Below are 14886 nucleotides of genomic sequence, written 5' to 3'. Positions count from 1 at the left end.
AAACCGCACCGCAATGAAAATCTGTTCTCTGATGCTCGCTTGCACATTGCTGCTATTCAGCAAGGTTTTTGCGCAGGATCAGCAGGCCGGTGCAGGAATCAAAAATATTGTCTTCATTGCAGGTCCTGACAGTCATGGAAAAGGCGAGCATGAGCATAAAGGCGGAAGTACATTACTGGCCAAAGCTTTGAACGACAGTTTGCCCGGCGTTCATGCCGTTGTTGTTCATAACGGCTGGCCAAAGGATCCGGCTGAACTGAACGATGCGGATGCAATTGTTCTGTATGGCGATGGCGGCGGCGATCATATGGTGATTCCGCATTTGAAAGAACTGGATGAAGCAATGAAAAAAGGTGCAGGGCTTGTTGTGCTGCACTTTGCACTCGAAGTACCGCAGGGTGAAGCCGGCAATTATTTTCTGAACTGGATAGGAGGGTATTTCGAGATCAACTGGTCTGTGAACCCGGTTTGGGAAGCTGGCTTTTCTACTTATCCCGGTCATCCGGTTGCAAGCGGCATCAAGCCGTTTTCGATTTCGGATGAATGGTACTATCATTTCCGCTTTGCGGAAAACAAGAAGAACATAACACCGATTCTTCAGGCATTGCCGCCGGAATCAACGCTGAACCGACCGGACGGAACGCATTCCAATAATCCTTATGTTAAAGAATCTGTTATGGTTAAAAAAGAACCGCAAACCGTTGCCTGGGCGTTTGATCGTCCAGATGGCGGAAGGGGATTCGGTTTTTCCGGCGGACATATCCATAACAACTGGCAAAATGATAATTTCAGAAAGCTGGTATTGAATGCCATCGCCTGGACTGCAAAGATAAATGTACCCGAAAACGGAATCCGCTCCGTTACACCCACACAGAATGAATTAGACGATTTGTCCAAAAAAGTAAACTAGAGCCAATCCGTGTTTTCTGCTTCTAGCTATCAGTTTACAAGTTCCTTTTTCCCGGACCCCGGAGGGGTCACCTTCATGCCCTGCTCTACCCGCATGATATTTTTAAGATCTGTTTTACACCGCACGTTTACATTCAAGTTGTTTAATCCTTCACGGAAAGCACCCTTGCGCTTTTTCTGTATTTATGAATATTAATCATCAGCACGCTGCCCAGAATAATGGCAAGGCCAGCGATCTGTAAAGCTGAAATGGATTCACCTGCGAAAAATATTCCCAGCAAAACAGCCACTACCGGATTGACATAAGCATAAGTACTGACTTTGGTAGCAGGCTGAACCTTAAGCAGCCATACGTAAGCACTGAAACCGGCGATGGACCCAAACAGAACCAGATAGGTTGTTGCAAGCCATACATCGGCCGGAACAGCAGCAAGATCAAGATTCTTCATTTCACCCGCCATCATACAGCACGGAATAAAGGCAATGCCTGCTGCCAGCATCTGCCATGTTGAGTTAACCGTCGCAGATTCGGAAACGGAAAAGTATTTGGAATACAAAGAACCTCCGGACCATGCCATGGAACCGAGTACAACCAATGCCATTGCAAACAGATCTCGCGTGCTGTTCATGGACGACATGGTGCTCAGGATTTTTTCACTGAACAATAATACTACGCCTGCAAAGCCTAGCAGAAGTCCTGAAATGGTGGATTTGTTGCGCAGGTTTTCGGACCATTTTGGCTTATCAAGCAGTATAAACCATAAAGGCGACGAGGAAACCATGATAGCAACCATCGCACTGGGAAGAAATTGTTCCACCCAGATCACAATCCCGTTGCCGACAAACAGCAGCAGCAAACCGGTAATAATAGCTGGCTTCATGACTTTCCATGAAAAAACGGTTTCTTTCTGCAGCAGGCTCCATCCCAGCATCAGTATGCCGGCAATGATAAAACGCAATGCACCCAGGAAAAAAGGAGGCAGGCCGGAAAGTGCGCGCTGAATAAAGAAATAGGTTGAGCCCCATACGATGTAAACGGTTGCAAAAGCCAGTACTATCAGCAGGGTGGAAGGTGTTTTACTTTGAGCTTGCATGATTGTGACTAAATTAAATTCAAATATGCAATCAATATTTTGTTTAAAATGATCCAGTTGCAACCGATATTTACGGAACGGCCGGTATTGTAACCAATCGGGTATACGAATGTACAGGTACATTCTACCTGACTCGTTTATCCGGCCAGCCAGATCTATTCCAATTATTAAGGGTCCGTTATCTTCTTGTTTATAATGAAAAATTATTTTTTGCTTCTGTTTGCTGTGCTGTTGTCCGGTACTGACGGCATGGCTCAGATTGATCCAGATGCAACCAGAGAGACAAAAGCTTTGTACAAAAACCTGAAATCGTTATCGCAGAAACATATTCTGTTTGGTCATCAGCATGCAACGGAATACGGCCACGGATGGAACGGAGACGCAAACCGATCCGATGTCAAGTCTGTCACCGGTTCGCATCCGGCTGTAATCGGTGTGGATTTCAGCGGATTATCGGGCAGACCGGAAGAGGAAATTGCCAAAACAAAAGAGGTACTCAGAAAGAATGTGGTGGACACGTATGATCGCGGCGGTGTCACCACAGCCGCGTGGCACTTTTCCAATCCGGCTTCCGGAGGAGGGTTTTACTGGGTTGACACCGTTTCAGTTGCAGCAATAGCACTTATCAAACCCGGCGGTTCGCATCATGAAAAGTACAGGCAGATTCTCCGGACCATCGCTGATTTTGCAGGTTCGGTAAAAGGCAGGGACGGCCAGCTGGCACCGATTATTTTCCGGCCCTATCATGAATTGGACGGTGACTGGTTCTGGTGGGGAAAAAAGCATACGTCCCGGGAAGATTTCATGGATGTCTGGAAATTTACCGTTTCCTACTTGCGTGACAGTCTGCATGTTCATAATTTCATATACGCATTTTCACCCGATTGCAGGTTCAGTACGGAAGCAGAGTACCTGGAAAGATTTCCGGGAAACGAATGGGTTGATATGGTCGGAATGGATGATTATGCGGATTTCGGAAGAGATGGAAAATACAATCTGGAAGCAGGGTTGAAGAAGCTCAAAATCGTTTCGGATTATGCTGCAAAAGCCGGAAAACTGGCAGCCTTCACAGAAACCGGTCTTGAAACCATACCCAATCCGGCTTGGTGGACTGAATCGCTGCTAAAAACCCTGCGCGCTGAAAAAATGAATCTTGCTTACGTGCTGGTCTGGCGAAATGATACCCGAAGCCCGACGCATTTCTATGCGCCTTTTCCCGGACAGGTCAGTGCTGCTGATTTTGTAAAGTTCTACAATCATCCCTACACATTGTTCGAAAAAGACCTTAAAAATATTTACAAGTAAGTATTCGGATACCCGGCTGATTACAGGCATCCATTCATTCAGTGGGCGGATACAGGTATTTTATTGCCCGTTTAAAAATTGTATACGGCCGCAGGATAAACCATGACTTTCCAAAGCGGAATGGAATCATGCAAACATGTTAAATTGGACTGTTCAGAACAATTAACCTGAAATAAATATGCTGCACCCTGATTTCAGCACGCTTGAAGAAATGCCTGTGATGCAGACGTCCGGACCCCTACGTACGGTCACCCAGTTTGAAGCGGTTTCTCCGCGCTGGCTCTGTCATTTGCTCAACTGGGTTCCGGCAGAATCCGGCGTATACCGAATGAACAAAGTACGCGAAACAGGTTCAGTCCGGATGGATCAGTATCGTCCGACTGCTCCGGATGTACATCGTACGTTTATGGATTACGATGAGAATTCGCAGGAATATACGCTGAAAGCCATAGAAACAGTTGTAAATATCAAGGCCGGAGTTTCGGGATTTCACATCAAGCCCTTTGACCAGATCAACGAGCAGTTCCGTATTGCTGTGGAATACGTGAAAGAACGTCAGGAAAATGAATTGATCAATAATCAGGAATTCGGTTTACTGAACAACGTTGCGCCTGCACAAACCATTTCCACCAAAACAGGACCGCCTGCGCCGGACGATCTGGACGAACTCTTAACGAGAGTATGGAAACAGCCAGGGTTTTTTCTCATGCATCCAAAAGCCATTGCTGCATTTGGCCGGGAATGTACCCGCAGAGGACTTTTGCCTCCGACGATTTCCCTGTTCGGCTCTGCATTTTTAACATGGCGCGGAATTCCTTTAATGCCTTCGGATAAAATTCCTGTTCAGAACGGCATATCCAAAATACTGCTGCTCAGGACGGGAGAAGCCCGGCAGGGCGTTGTGGGACTTTATCAGCCAGGGTTGCCCGACGAACAATCGCCCGGACTATCGGTCCGGTTTATGGGAATAAATGACAAAGCAACGGCATCTTACCTTGTTTCCCTGAACTGTTCACTCGCTGTAACGGTCGATGATGCAGCCGCTGTTCTTGAAAATGTGGAAACCGATCATTACCAGGAACAGAAATCCTGATTCTGCAGCGGTCATTCTTGCATTCATTTCCTTTCCATTCTGAAACATTACTTCTAAATCAATTTGCCAGCAGAATGGCGTTTCAACCGAAAAAGAATCGGTTAATGCACCAAATTTTCTTAAATTTGGCCATGCTCATTCATGGCAACACGATTAAACTGCTGAAAATCCCGTTCTCTTTTTTTTCTGATGCCTTTGTTTCTCTTTGCTTACAGTCAGGCGGAAACAGTCGTGCATTACAATTTTATTTTCAAAATCATATCTGGTGAAAAACGATGCACCTGTATCGGTTTTAAAAGGATTAAAAAAAGAGTGGATTGAAATTATCCGGAAATCAGGTGCGGATCAATTTACCGTTCGGAATAAATGGGCTTTCAGGCATGAGGTGATCGTATATGGAAATGCAGGCTAAAAAGTACGATTGTGCCATTATAGGAGGCGGGCTTGCCGGCTTGTGCCTTGCTATTCAGCTTGCCGGAAACGGGATTTCCGTTGTACTTTTCGAAAAAAACCAATACCCGTTTCACAAGGTCTGCGGCGAGTACATTTCGATGGAAAGCTTTGATTTCCTGTCAGAACTTGGCCTGCCGCTTGAAAAGCTTGAAGTTCCTTTAATCAATAAACTCGGCATCAGTTCTGAAAAGGGCTTTATGCTGGAACATGATCTGAAAATGGGCGGTTTCGGCATTAGCAGATACAGTCTGGATCAAAACCTTTTCCGGATTGCATCAGAAAAGGGCGTAGCGATCTTGCAGCATTGCCGCGTTCATGACGTTCAGCAGCATGATCCGGAAAATTTTACCATCGCAACATCACATGGAAATTTCAGATCCGGTATCGTCTGCGGCAGTTATGGAAAATACACGCCTTCTTTTATAAACCTGCGTAACGAAGCTGAAAAAAATACAGGCAGTGCCAATTACATTGGCGTCAAATATCATTTAAAAACAAACCTTTCACCGGACCGTATCGAGCTGCATAATTTCAGGGACGGCTATTGCGGCATTTCCAAAGTGGATCATGACTGGCATTGTCTGTGCTATCTTACAACGTCGGAAAACCTGCTGAAAAATGGCAAGGACATTAAAAGGATGGAAGAAAACGTGCTTTACAGGAATCCGTTTCTGAAATCGTATTTTACCAATAGTCAATTTGTTTCTTCGCAGCCGCTCGTGATCAGCAATGTGCATTTCAGCAAAAAAAAGACGCAGGCAGAAGGTGTTTTTTTGTTGGGCGATGCGGCGGGTTCCATTACGCCGTTATGCGGTAACGGTATGAGCATGGGCATGCGTGCTTCGAAACTGCTGGCAAATGAACTCATCCGTTTTTACCGGAAAGAACAATCGTTGAAAGATGCAGCAATGCAGTATCAATCGGAGTGGAACAAGGCATTTCAGAACCGGATTATGGCTGGATCCTATCTTCAGAACTTGTTTGGCAAAAGAAATTTAACGGACATTACATTGAAATTGCTGAGCAAAAGTCCGGCCTTGACAAACAAGCTGGTTTCTTTAACGCATGGAAACCGTTTCTAGCCGTTTTTCTTCTTTAACCGGGTATTTTTCAAGAAAAAGTTCAAACAGGGAGGTATTCAGCAGCAACAGGAGCATACCGTAGAAAACATCTTCAACGGGAATGGTCAGTATTCTCAGACCCATATTTTCTGCATCGTTATACCATACGATCGGCTCACTGATTCCCGTTCCGGTCAGGATGCCGTTAACGATAAAAAACGGGATCAGCAGGAACATGTGCGAATAATAAAAAAGACTCAGCCATTTTGCTTTCACTATGTATTTCAAAAACAGCAGAAATAAAGTTAGGCCCGCAGCCGTGTAAATGGTGTAATAACGATCGTAAAACACAGCGCCCATCATCGCGTTAATACCGAGAAAAATCCAGGTGACGGCGTTCTGGTATTTCAGCCTGTAATCCGTTCCGGCAGAAATCCGGAAGCAGTAATAGGTAAAAGGCATGCGTATGGGATGCAGATGAAAAAAAGAATTTCTTCAACAGGTAGCTGAAAAAACCTTATACCCGTCAGGTATTCCGGTGTAAATCCCCAGATCCCGATCTGTGTGAAAAAACGGTCCCATATGATGAATGGAATAGCGGAAATCAGAATTGCCGGCCATATAAGATGCCATTTTCTACTCAGTCCGATTTTGGGATGAAAAGAAAACAGCAGCGGAACCGAAATTGCACACAGATCAATAATCAGATACAGGAAATTCATTTGGACATTGAATTTCTGGCTTCCCGGAAATATTTCAGGGGAACCCAAAGCATTCCGAAACATTCGCCCTGATGCTTTCCAAGGTGTTTATGATGCATTTTATGTGCCCGCCGGATTGCTTTCAGATAAACGGAATCCGTATTGCGGAACATTTTGAAACGCTGATGGATAAAAATGTCGTGTACCAGAAAATACGTAAATCCATAAATCGTAATTCCCAGCCCAATATAGAAAAGATACGTGGCTTCTGTATTAAGTCCAAGCAAAAGACAAGTAATGCCGGGCGTAGCAAAAATCACAAAGAAATAATCATTTTTCTCAAAAAAATCACCGTCGTCTCTTTGATGATGATCGTGATGCAACGACCATAAAGCGCCATGCATTAGATACTTGTGCGCAAGCCATGCCATGCATTCCATTCCTACAAATGAGGCAATGACAATCAGTGTATTGGCAATCCAGGGATTCATAAGCTTTTTATTGGTTGCAGTTTGCTGCCGGTTAACGAAATGATGAATTTACTTTGGTAACGAAATTTTATCCTCTACTTCCGAAAGACATATTTTCAGCCATTCCGTATAGGATTCCGGATTTTTAATCAGATCGGCTTTAAGCTCTTCCATCCGGATGTATTTGTAATTGCTCACTTCCAGCGTATTGATTTCCGGAACGGCATCCGAAATGCCCCAGAAAACATGATCCAGCTCGTTTTCTGCCAGCCCGTTTTCAAGATCCACATGATACTGGAACGTAAACAGAAACTGTAATTCTGCTTCGATGCCCATTTCCTGCTGAAGTCTGCGAATGGCGCCGTCATGCGTGGATTCGTCCGGCAGCGGGTGACTGCAGCATGTATTGGACCAGAGACCTTCGGAATGATATTTCCCGAAAGCCCTTTGCTGCAGAAGCATTTCACCTTCGGAGTTGAAAATAAAAACGGAAAATGCACGGTGCAACACGCCTTTCTGATGCGCTTCAAGCTTTGGCATGAGGCCCACTTCCACGTCATCTTCATTTACTAGCACAACCTGATCGTTCATAAATAAGGATTTTAAGGATTTCCGGATAATGTGAGTTATCCTTCGCTGATATTGGTTATAACAAAAAAACGTTATAAAAGATCAAACTGATGCCTTACAAGTGAACGAAACATTAAGCCGACTTTATCATAATCCGGAATCCGGATACGTGCATTCATCACGTTTTCAGGAGCCGTTTCCTTGATTCTCAGAAAAAGTTTTTTGTAATAATAGTAAGCCAGATAAACGCCTCTTCTCGAACCGCTCGGCAGGCGCCGGATCCCGACAAGTGCCTGTTCGAAGTCGTCCTCAATTTCCTGCTGGATGATTTCCTTGTCTCTGGAAGAAAAATGATTGAAGTTGACGCCCGGAAAATAGGTCCTTCCGAGATCCTGATAATCCGCTTTCAGATCGCGCAGGAAATTGACTTTCTGAAAAGCGGCACCGAGTTTCATGGCAAATGGTTTCAGGTCTTCAAAAAGCTTGTTGTTTCCCTCGGTAAAAACGCGGAGGCACATCAGCCCCACCACTTCGGCCGATCCGAGGATGTATTCGTTGTAGGAATCAGGCGTGTGTTCTGTTTTCATCAGGTCCATTTCCATGCTTTTCAGGAATGTATCAACCAGTTTCCACTCAATATTATAAGTATGGACAACGTGCTGGAAGCTGTTCAGAATGGGATTGATGCTGATTTTGTCACGAATGGCTTCCACGGTGTCCTGCCGTATTTTAGCCATCATGAATTCTTTGTTGTAATCGTGAAAGCTGTCCACAATTTCATCGGCAAGTCTTACAAAGCCGTAAATGCCGTAGATCGGCTTGTGAAATTCTGCCTTAAGAAAATAGATTCCCAGTGAAAATGAAGTGCTGTATAATTGGGTTGTGGTTTTGCTGCATGTAGCGGATAAATTGTCAAAAAGGATCTTCATAACTTACCTATTTAGGAATTTTAATAGTTCATTAGCTGCTATACGTCCTGAAATAATGGAAGGCGGCACGCCGGGTCCCGGAACTGTAAGCTGGCCGGCATAAAACAGATTACTTACTTTTTTACTTTTCAGCTTGGGCTTGAATATAGCCGTCTGCATCAGTGTGTTGGCAAGTCCGTAAGCATTGCCTTTGTATGCATTGTAATCATTCACAAAATTGGATGTCGAATAACTCTTTTTATACAATAAATGGCTTCTGATATCTTCTCCAGCAAATTTTTCCAATCTGTCCATCAATGCATCATAATATTGTTCTCGTATAACTTCCGGATCGTCCAGCCCGATGGCGATAGGCATCAGCACAAACAGGTTTTCACAGCCTTCGGGTGCAACGGACGGATCGGTCTTGGACGGGCAACAAACGTAAAAAAGCGGGTTGGCAGGCCATTTTTTGTCTTTGTAAATTTCCACCGCATGCTGTTCAAAATCCTCATCGAAAAAAAGGTTATGATGACGCAGCTTTTCAATTTTCTTGTCAACACCCAGATAAAACAGCAGACAGGAAGGTGCAAAAACCCGGTTTTCCCAGTAAGATTCCGGATAGGAGCGGTAATTCTTTTCAAGTAAGGCAGTTTCAATATGATGATAATCAGCGCTTCCGATCACGGCATCGGTTTGCTGGCTGTTGCCGTTGGCATGAATATGACTGATCGTGCCCTTCTGGATTTCCAATTTTTCAACATTTTGGGAAGTTTTAAAATTAACACCCATATTTTCAGCAATTTGCCTGAAAGAATCGGCTACTTTCCCGAAACCGCCCATCGGATAGAAAGTTCCCTGTTTCAATCCTGAAAAGTTCATCAGACTGTACAGTGCAGGCGTATCTTTTGGCATTGCGCCAAGAAACAAAACCGGGAATTCAATCAGCGCAAGTAGCCTTGGGTCTTTGAAATACTGCCTTACATGTTTGCTGAAAGAAGTGAACAACTGTAATTTCATTGCATCCTTAAACAGCTGAAAACTGAAGAACTCCGTAATGGAATGCCCGGGTTTGTAAACCATATCGTTCATGCCGACATGGTACTTGAATTCGCCTTCAGCAATAAACTTTCTGAGTTTTTGCGCGCTTCCCGGTTCTATGCTTTCAAAAAGTGTACAAACATCATCGAAACCGGCCGGAATGTCCATAACTTCATGGGCCCCGAAAATCACTGCAAATCCCGGATCCAGCTTTTTGAGCTCGTAAAAATCAGCTGTGATATTTCCGAACAGCTGATAGAAACTGTCATAAACGTCTGGCATCCAGTACCAGCTCGGGCCCATGTCGAATACAAATCCATCCTGTGCAAACGTCCTTGCCCTACCGCCGACTTCCGGGTTTTTTTCATAGACCGTTACCTTGCTTCCATGCATGGCCAGAACCGCGGAAGCAGCCAAGCCCGAAAACCCTGATCCGATTACTGCTATTTCCGGCGATTTCCCCAATGTTGTTACCCTTTTAGTTTGCATTTTTATTTAGAATTTCGATCAGGCTGCTTATGGATTTAATGCTGATAATTCCCATTTTCTGCGCCATTTCCACCGTTTTTTTATCACCGCCTGAAATACATACGGCATGATCACTGAAATCCGTTTTCAGCTGATGAAAATATTTTTCAACACGGTCTTCCGGCCGGTTACTGACAATGAATGAGTAAATGTGTGTAGGCTTGCATTGTGCAATTACGAACAAAAGATCTTTATATGGCACGCGGGCACCCAGATAAATTACAGCATGTCCGTGTTCGCGTATAAGATAGTGTGCGAAAAGTAACCCGATTTCATGATCTTCCTGCTCGTCCAGGAAAAGCACCCATTTCTGTTCCGGATTTTGCGGATAGGGTAAATGATTGATAGCGGAGAATATTTTCTGTCTGATAAGATTAGACAAAAAGTGTTCCTGCGATGGCAGAAGGTCGTCTTTGATCCACATCAATCCGGTACGGACCAGCAGCGGGTAAAGAATTTTTTCATAAATTTCATGCATGCCAAAGGTTCTGACCGCGTTCGAAAACAAGGATTCGAAAAGCAGGACGTCGTAAGTGGCAATGGCTATAAGCGCCTGACTGATGATCGCTTCAACCTGTACGTCATCGTGCACGGGCTCTGCAATAATCCTCTCTATCTCGCCTGCAAGCTGGTCTTTGGTCAGTTTGCTGATCTTTGAAATTTTCATCCCCCGATTCAGAAGCGTACACACGTTCAGCAGTTTTTTAAGCTGTTCGTCATTATACAGCCTGATGTTGGTATCCGTCCGCTCCGGTTCCAGAAGGCCATACCGCTGTTCCCATATCCGGATGGTATGTGCTTTCATGCTGCTGATCCGTTCCAGATCTTTTATCGAGTACATCGGCTTTTTGTTTAACATTTATCAAAAATAGTTAAACAAAATTATTTTTCAGTCTTTTTGTCTGAATATTAAAATTTGATGGTACATTTGATATTAATAATATCTATTGTTTGATTTTAAAAATATCAACGGATTATGGGAGCTCAGGAAATTTACTGGCCGGTGAACATCAGATTTCTCCGCCTTCGTCGCAAACTCAGTCAGGAAGCGCTGGCTGAAAAACTGGGTATTTCCCGGGTCAAGCTGAATGCACATGAAAGCGGAAGGACAGCCAACCCGACGATTGATGATCTTATTAACTTTTCAGAGCTTTTCAGAATGAGCATTGACAGTCTGCTGAAAATTGACATCAGCAAGCTTTCGGAGCAGAAGATCAAAGACCTGGAAGAAGGCAGCGAACTGTTCATGAAAGGGAGCCAGGTGCGGGTTCTTGCCATTACCGTTGATAAACAGGAAAAAGAAAACATCGAATATGTTCCCGTGCAGGCAAAAGCCGGGTACCGCTCGGGTTACAGCGATCCGGAATTTCTGGCAACGCTGCCGAGGTTCAGTTTGCCGACTCTGCCCAGAAGCGGAACTTTCCGGATGTTCCCGACCGTCGGCGATTCCATGCTCCCGGTTCCGGAAGGCAGCGATATTATTACGCGTTATGTACAGGACTGGACAAGCCTTAAGCCCGAAACGCCGTGCATTGTCATTTTGAAAGGCGATCAGGATTTTGTGTTCAAACAGGTGACGATCAATCCGGACGGAACCATGCTTTTGCAATCGTTCAACAAACAGTATTTTGCTTATACCGTACCCATTTCAGAAGTAATCGAACTCTGGGAATATTACAGTTTTCACAGCAAACAGCTTCCCGAAGCGCAAACGGACATGCAGCAACTCATGCGTATGTTACAGGAAATGCAGAACGAGATCAAGGAAATAAAAGGACGCGCCTGATCTGGAAACCATTCGGATCAGACAAGTTTGCGTCCTTTCCATTCATATTCGGGTTTTTGGGCAACAAGCCCGAAAAAGCAGACGTAAAAAGGATAGACAAGTTGTGTAACGGGGATGTACAAAATGGATTTTGGCCTTCGCAGAAAGTTCAGTATCATGCCAAGAAACAGCCATTCCGGAATACATTTTACGGCTGCAAGCATCAGAAATGTCCGAAGATCAATCAAACCGGATATGTTCAGTGCAATACCCGTCAGCAAAGAAAAGTTACACATGAAAATGTAAAGTGCCAGCACCAGCGGCGTACGGCTTTGATAATGTTTCCACTTGCTTGCCCATCTTTTACGCTGACGAAAAAAGCCGGTCCATGAGCTATGTGGTCTTGTGTAAACAACAGTACTGGAATCTTTCAGGAAACGGATGCTTCCCGGAAAAGCAGCTGCCATTTTGTGCATCAGGAATTCGTCGTCACCCGAAGCAATATGTCTTACGCCATCAAAACCACTGACCTGATTAAACGCATCTTTTTCGTAAGCCAGATTGGCACCGTTGCATAAAGAAGGATGCCCGGCAGAAATAGCGCTTGCCCCGCTTCCGATGAGGCTGGCAAATTCAACCGTTTGCAAATGATCAGCCAGTGATCGGGGCTGAGAAAATGTAACTGGCGAACTGATCAGCTTTGCGCCTGTTGCCGCGTGACAGTCTGCAATGGTGCGCAGCCAGTGTGTTCCGGTCCGGCAGTCGCCGTCAGTTGTAACGATCAGGTTTCCTTTTGCATGAACAATGGCCGTTTCAATTGCCCTTTTTTTCGGGGAAGTCGTGGGCGTATTGGGCAGTGAAATGAGTCTGATATTGCAACGCGAACGATTTGCGATTTCATCGACGAGTGCAGCAGTCCGATCCGTAGAGCTGTCGTCCATGACCAGCACTTCAAATTGTGAAAACGGGAAGCTTTGATTTTCAAGATCGTTCAGCAATGCAGCAATGTTTTCCTCTTCGTTTCTGACCGGAATAATGACTGAAACGAAGTCCGAACTGTTTATGCCGGAAGGCAGCTTTTTGATTCTGGCCCAGAAAAAAGTTAACAGGAAAGTGAACACCGCATAGCTCAGGATAACCGTCCAAAGTAACGGAACAAGCCACGGTAATATATAATGTTCTGTCATCCGTTGGTTTGGTTACAATTTCAGATTTCCGGCATTTCTCCATTTGTATTTCCAGATCAGGAAAATCCCGATCAGAATAGGGCCCAGCACATTAATCATCCAGATCAGAAAAGTGGCTGCAATAATTTGCTCGGCAGGAAGCTGATAGTGTTGAAATACAACCAATGCCGTAAATTCCCTGAGTCCGAGATCACCAAGTACATTAACAGCCGGAATCAGGGTTTTGGCAAGAAAAATCAGCGACACGCATGCCGCAAGTTCCAGTACAGAAACGGGAAATCTGAAAAGGAGCAGTGCCATTACAAACTGGCTGATAAAAACCAGATAGCGAAGGATTCCGTAGAACAGCGAGATCAGCAGTTCGCCGGCTGTGTAATTGCCGATGATCCGGATATAGCCATGTATTTTTCTGAAAAATGCTTTTTCAGGATTCCGGTTTGTAAGCGGTTTTCTGAGCCAGACAACGATTATTCCGGAAAAAAGGACTGTAATCAGCAATGCATGCAGAACTTGCTTGCTCCATGCCGAAAGAGACAGATTTTCATGCAGATAAAACCAGCCCGCCGCACCTGCCGCCGCAGAAACATAAAACTGGATCCCGTTCGAAACCAAAGCAGCGCCAACAGCTTCCAGACGCCGGTCCGATTTCAGGGCGGCAACCCGGCCGATGGTGTCGCCAAGCTGAGCCGGTGCAGCAACGCCGATGGCCAGTCCCGTGAGCGTTCCGCGGAATGCATCCCTGAAAGTAACCGGAACCACTTTTCCGGCGAGCCGCTGCCATTTCAGGCTTTCAAGCGCCCAGTTTACCGGTACGAGAAAAAGCATCAGAGAAAGCAGCGGCAAATGATCAGCAGTCAGCAGCTGTGCAAATACAATACTTACGTCGCCAATGCCTTTTTGTTCATTCAGGAAGGTTTTGTATATATAACTGATTATTAGAAGTGTAACCAGCAGTTTTCCTGCCATCAGCAGGTTCCTGACGTTTCTTTTTTCTTTTGGACCGGAGAGTTCCTTATCTTGCACCATGATAAAAATGCAGCAGACCGAAGCTACCGAAAAGGTGATTATTGGAGTTGATCCCGGCACGCAGGTGATGGGTTATGGCGTAATTTCGGTAAAAGGGCAGCAAATTACCCTTGTTCAGTACGGTGTCATTCATCTGAGCAAATATACTACGCATGAGTTGAAGTTGAAGAAAATCTTTGAACGCATCACCCAGCTGATTGAAGATTACCTTCCTGACGAAATGGCCATAGAAGATCCTTTTTATGGCAAAAACCCGCAATCCATGCTCAAACTCGGCCGTGCGCAGGGCGTTGCCATGGCTGCTGCACTGGCACGGGACATACCCATCGTGGAATATTCGCCACGAAAAGTAAAACAATCGGTAACGGGCAGCGGCAGTGCTTCCAAGGAACAGGTTGCCTATATGCTTGAAAAAATCCTTGCAATGGAACTGAGCCGTGAATTTATGGATGCAACGGACGGAATCGCCATTGCAATCTGTCATCAGTACCATGCCAATTCGCCCGCATCCAGCACTTCAGGTGCTTCCGGAAAGTCTAAAAAAGGAGGCTGGAGCGCTTTTGTAAGTGAAAACCCGGGTAGAATTAAGTAACGCTTTTCTCCGCCATTCAGTCCTCCAAAACCAACATTAAAAAAATTTTAATGGTAATAATTTAAGATTGTTTTAGCTTAATTAAACGTTTGTTTAAAAATGTCAAACAAACGTTTGATTAAGCTGTATGCAAGTATTATCTTTGTAACATCATTTAACAGGGAATGCGGAATTAAGCGAACG

16 protein-coding genes are annotated in these 14886 nt (G+C 44.9%); 6 read left to right on the top strand and 10 right to left on the bottom strand.

Annotated elements, in window-relative coordinates; genetic code table 11:
- The first annotated feature begins 13 nt into the window (after positions 1 to 13).
- Positions 14 to 910, top strand: coding sequence for a ThuA domain-containing protein (locus FEM55_RS07035; RefSeq protein ID WP_138280565.1), 897 nt, complete (start codon positions 14 to 16; stop codon positions 908 to 910).
- 142 nt (positions 911 to 1052) lie between these two features.
- Here the strand turns inward: FEM55_RS07035 and FEM55_RS07030 are convergent, their stop codons facing one another.
- Positions 1053 to 2003 carry an EamA family transporter gene (locus tag FEM55_RS07030; protein ID WP_138280564.1) on the bottom strand — a complete coding sequence of 317 codons (951 nt, stop codon included), beginning with the start codon at positions 2001 to 2003 and terminating at the stop codon, positions 1053 to 1055.
- Positions 2004 to 2198: 195 nt separating this feature from the next.
- On the opposite strand from FEM55_RS07030, the gene FEM55_RS07025 reads away from it, so the two are divergent.
- The 3 genes from FEM55_RS07025 to FEM55_RS07005 all read left to right on the top strand — a co-directional run bounded on the left by FEM55_RS07025 (position 2199) and on the right by FEM55_RS07005 (position 5936).
- The gene (locus FEM55_RS07025) at positions 2199 to 3308 is read left to right on the top strand and encodes a glycoside hydrolase family 26 protein (RefSeq protein WP_138280563.1); all 1110 of its coding nucleotides are present in this window, start codon (positions 2199 to 2201) and stop codon (positions 3306 to 3308) included.
- A 178-nt stretch (positions 3309 to 3486) separates the two neighbouring features.
- A complete protein-coding gene (locus tag FEM55_RS07020) occupies positions 3487 to 4401 on the top strand; it encodes a family 2A encapsulin nanocompartment shell protein (RefSeq protein ID WP_138280562.1) in 915 nt (304 codons plus the stop codon).
- 401 nt (positions 4402 to 4802) lie between these two features.
- Positions 4803 to 5936 (top strand): NAD(P)/FAD-dependent oxidoreductase, encoded by a 1134-nt coding sequence (locus tag FEM55_RS07005; RefSeq protein WP_229209119.1) that lies wholly within the window; start codon positions 4803 to 4805, stop codon positions 5934 to 5936.
- Here the strand turns inward: FEM55_RS07005 and FEM55_RS25165 are convergent.
- The 7 genes from FEM55_RS25165 to FEM55_RS06975 form a co-directional block, all read right to left on the bottom strand.
- Complete coding sequence (locus tag FEM55_RS25165; protein ID WP_229209118.1) at positions 5913 to 6377, bottom strand: lycopene cyclase domain-containing protein; 465 nt, start codon at positions 6375 to 6377, stop codon at positions 5913 to 5915. The two genes, FEM55_RS07005 and FEM55_RS25165, sit on opposite strands and share 24 nt — an antisense overlap.
- Positions 6323 to 6637: a lycopene cyclase domain-containing protein gene (locus FEM55_RS25160; RefSeq protein WP_229209117.1), complete on the bottom strand. Its 315-nt coding sequence runs from the start codon at positions 6635 to 6637 to the stop codon at positions 6323 to 6325. The genes FEM55_RS25165 and FEM55_RS25160 overlap by 55 nt, the downstream gene beginning before the upstream one ends.
- Entirely contained in the window at positions 6634 to 7107 is a 474-nt protein-coding gene (locus FEM55_RS06995) for a sterol desaturase family protein (RefSeq protein ID WP_138280560.1), read from the bottom strand. The genes FEM55_RS25160 and FEM55_RS06995 overlap by 4 nt, the downstream gene beginning before the upstream one ends.
- A 48-nt stretch (positions 7108 to 7155) precedes the next feature.
- A complete protein-coding gene (gene idi / locus FEM55_RS06990) occupies positions 7156 to 7677 on the bottom strand; it encodes an isopentenyl-diphosphate Delta-isomerase (protein ID WP_138280559.1) in 522 nt (173 codons plus the stop codon).
- Positions 7678 to 7748: 71 nt separating this feature from the next.
- Entirely contained in the window at positions 7749 to 8585 is an 837-nt protein-coding gene (locus tag FEM55_RS06985; RefSeq protein WP_138280558.1) for a phytoene/squalene synthase family protein, read from the bottom strand.
- Positions 8586 to 8588: 3 nt separating this feature from the next.
- Positions 8589 to 10094, bottom strand: a complete 1506-nt coding sequence (gene crtID, locus FEM55_RS06980; RefSeq protein ID WP_138280557.1) for a bifunctional phytoene desaturase/3,4-desaturase — start codon at positions 10092 to 10094, stop codon at positions 8589 to 8591.
- Positions 10084 to 10974: a MerR family transcriptional regulator gene (locus tag FEM55_RS06975; RefSeq protein ID WP_138280556.1), complete on the bottom strand. Its 891-nt coding sequence runs from the start codon at positions 10972 to 10974 to the stop codon at positions 10084 to 10086. Before FEM55_RS06975 ends, crtID begins: the two co-directional genes overlap by 11 nt.
- A 135-nt stretch (positions 10975 to 11109) precedes the next feature.
- On the opposite strand from FEM55_RS06975, the gene FEM55_RS06970 reads away from it, so the two are divergent.
- A complete protein-coding gene (locus FEM55_RS06970) occupies positions 11110 to 11919 on the top strand; it encodes an XRE family transcriptional regulator (protein WP_138280555.1) in 810 nt (269 codons plus the stop codon).
- Between the two features lie 17 nt (positions 11920 to 11936).
- On the opposite strand, the gene FEM55_RS06965 is transcribed toward FEM55_RS06970, so the two are convergent.
- Positions 11937 to 13085, bottom strand: a complete 1149-nt coding sequence (locus tag FEM55_RS06965; protein WP_138280554.1) for a glycosyltransferase — start codon at positions 13083 to 13085, stop codon at positions 11937 to 11939.
- Positions 13086 to 13097: 12 nt separating this feature from the next.
- Positions 13098 to 14051, bottom strand: coding sequence for a lysylphosphatidylglycerol synthase domain-containing protein (locus FEM55_RS06960; protein ID WP_229209116.1), 954 nt, complete (start codon positions 14049 to 14051; stop codon positions 13098 to 13100).
- Positions 14052 to 14118: 67 nt separating this feature from the next.
- Between FEM55_RS06960 and ruvC the strand changes: the two genes are divergently transcribed.
- On the top strand, positions 14119 to 14703 hold the full coding sequence (ruvC, locus tag FEM55_RS06955; RefSeq protein ID WP_138280552.1) for a crossover junction endodeoxyribonuclease RuvC: 585 nt from the start codon (positions 14119 to 14121) through the stop codon (positions 14701 to 14703).
- The last annotated feature ends 183 nt before the right edge of the window (positions 14704 to 14886 follow it).

The sequence above is a fragment of the Dyadobacter sediminis genome, from assembly GCF_005860765.1.
Lineage (GTDB): Bacteria > Bacteroidota > Bacteroidia > Cytophagales > Spirosomataceae > Dyadobacter > Dyadobacter sediminis.
Note: the sequence above shows the minus strand (reverse complement) of the source record. Positions and strands in the feature narration are given on the sequence as shown.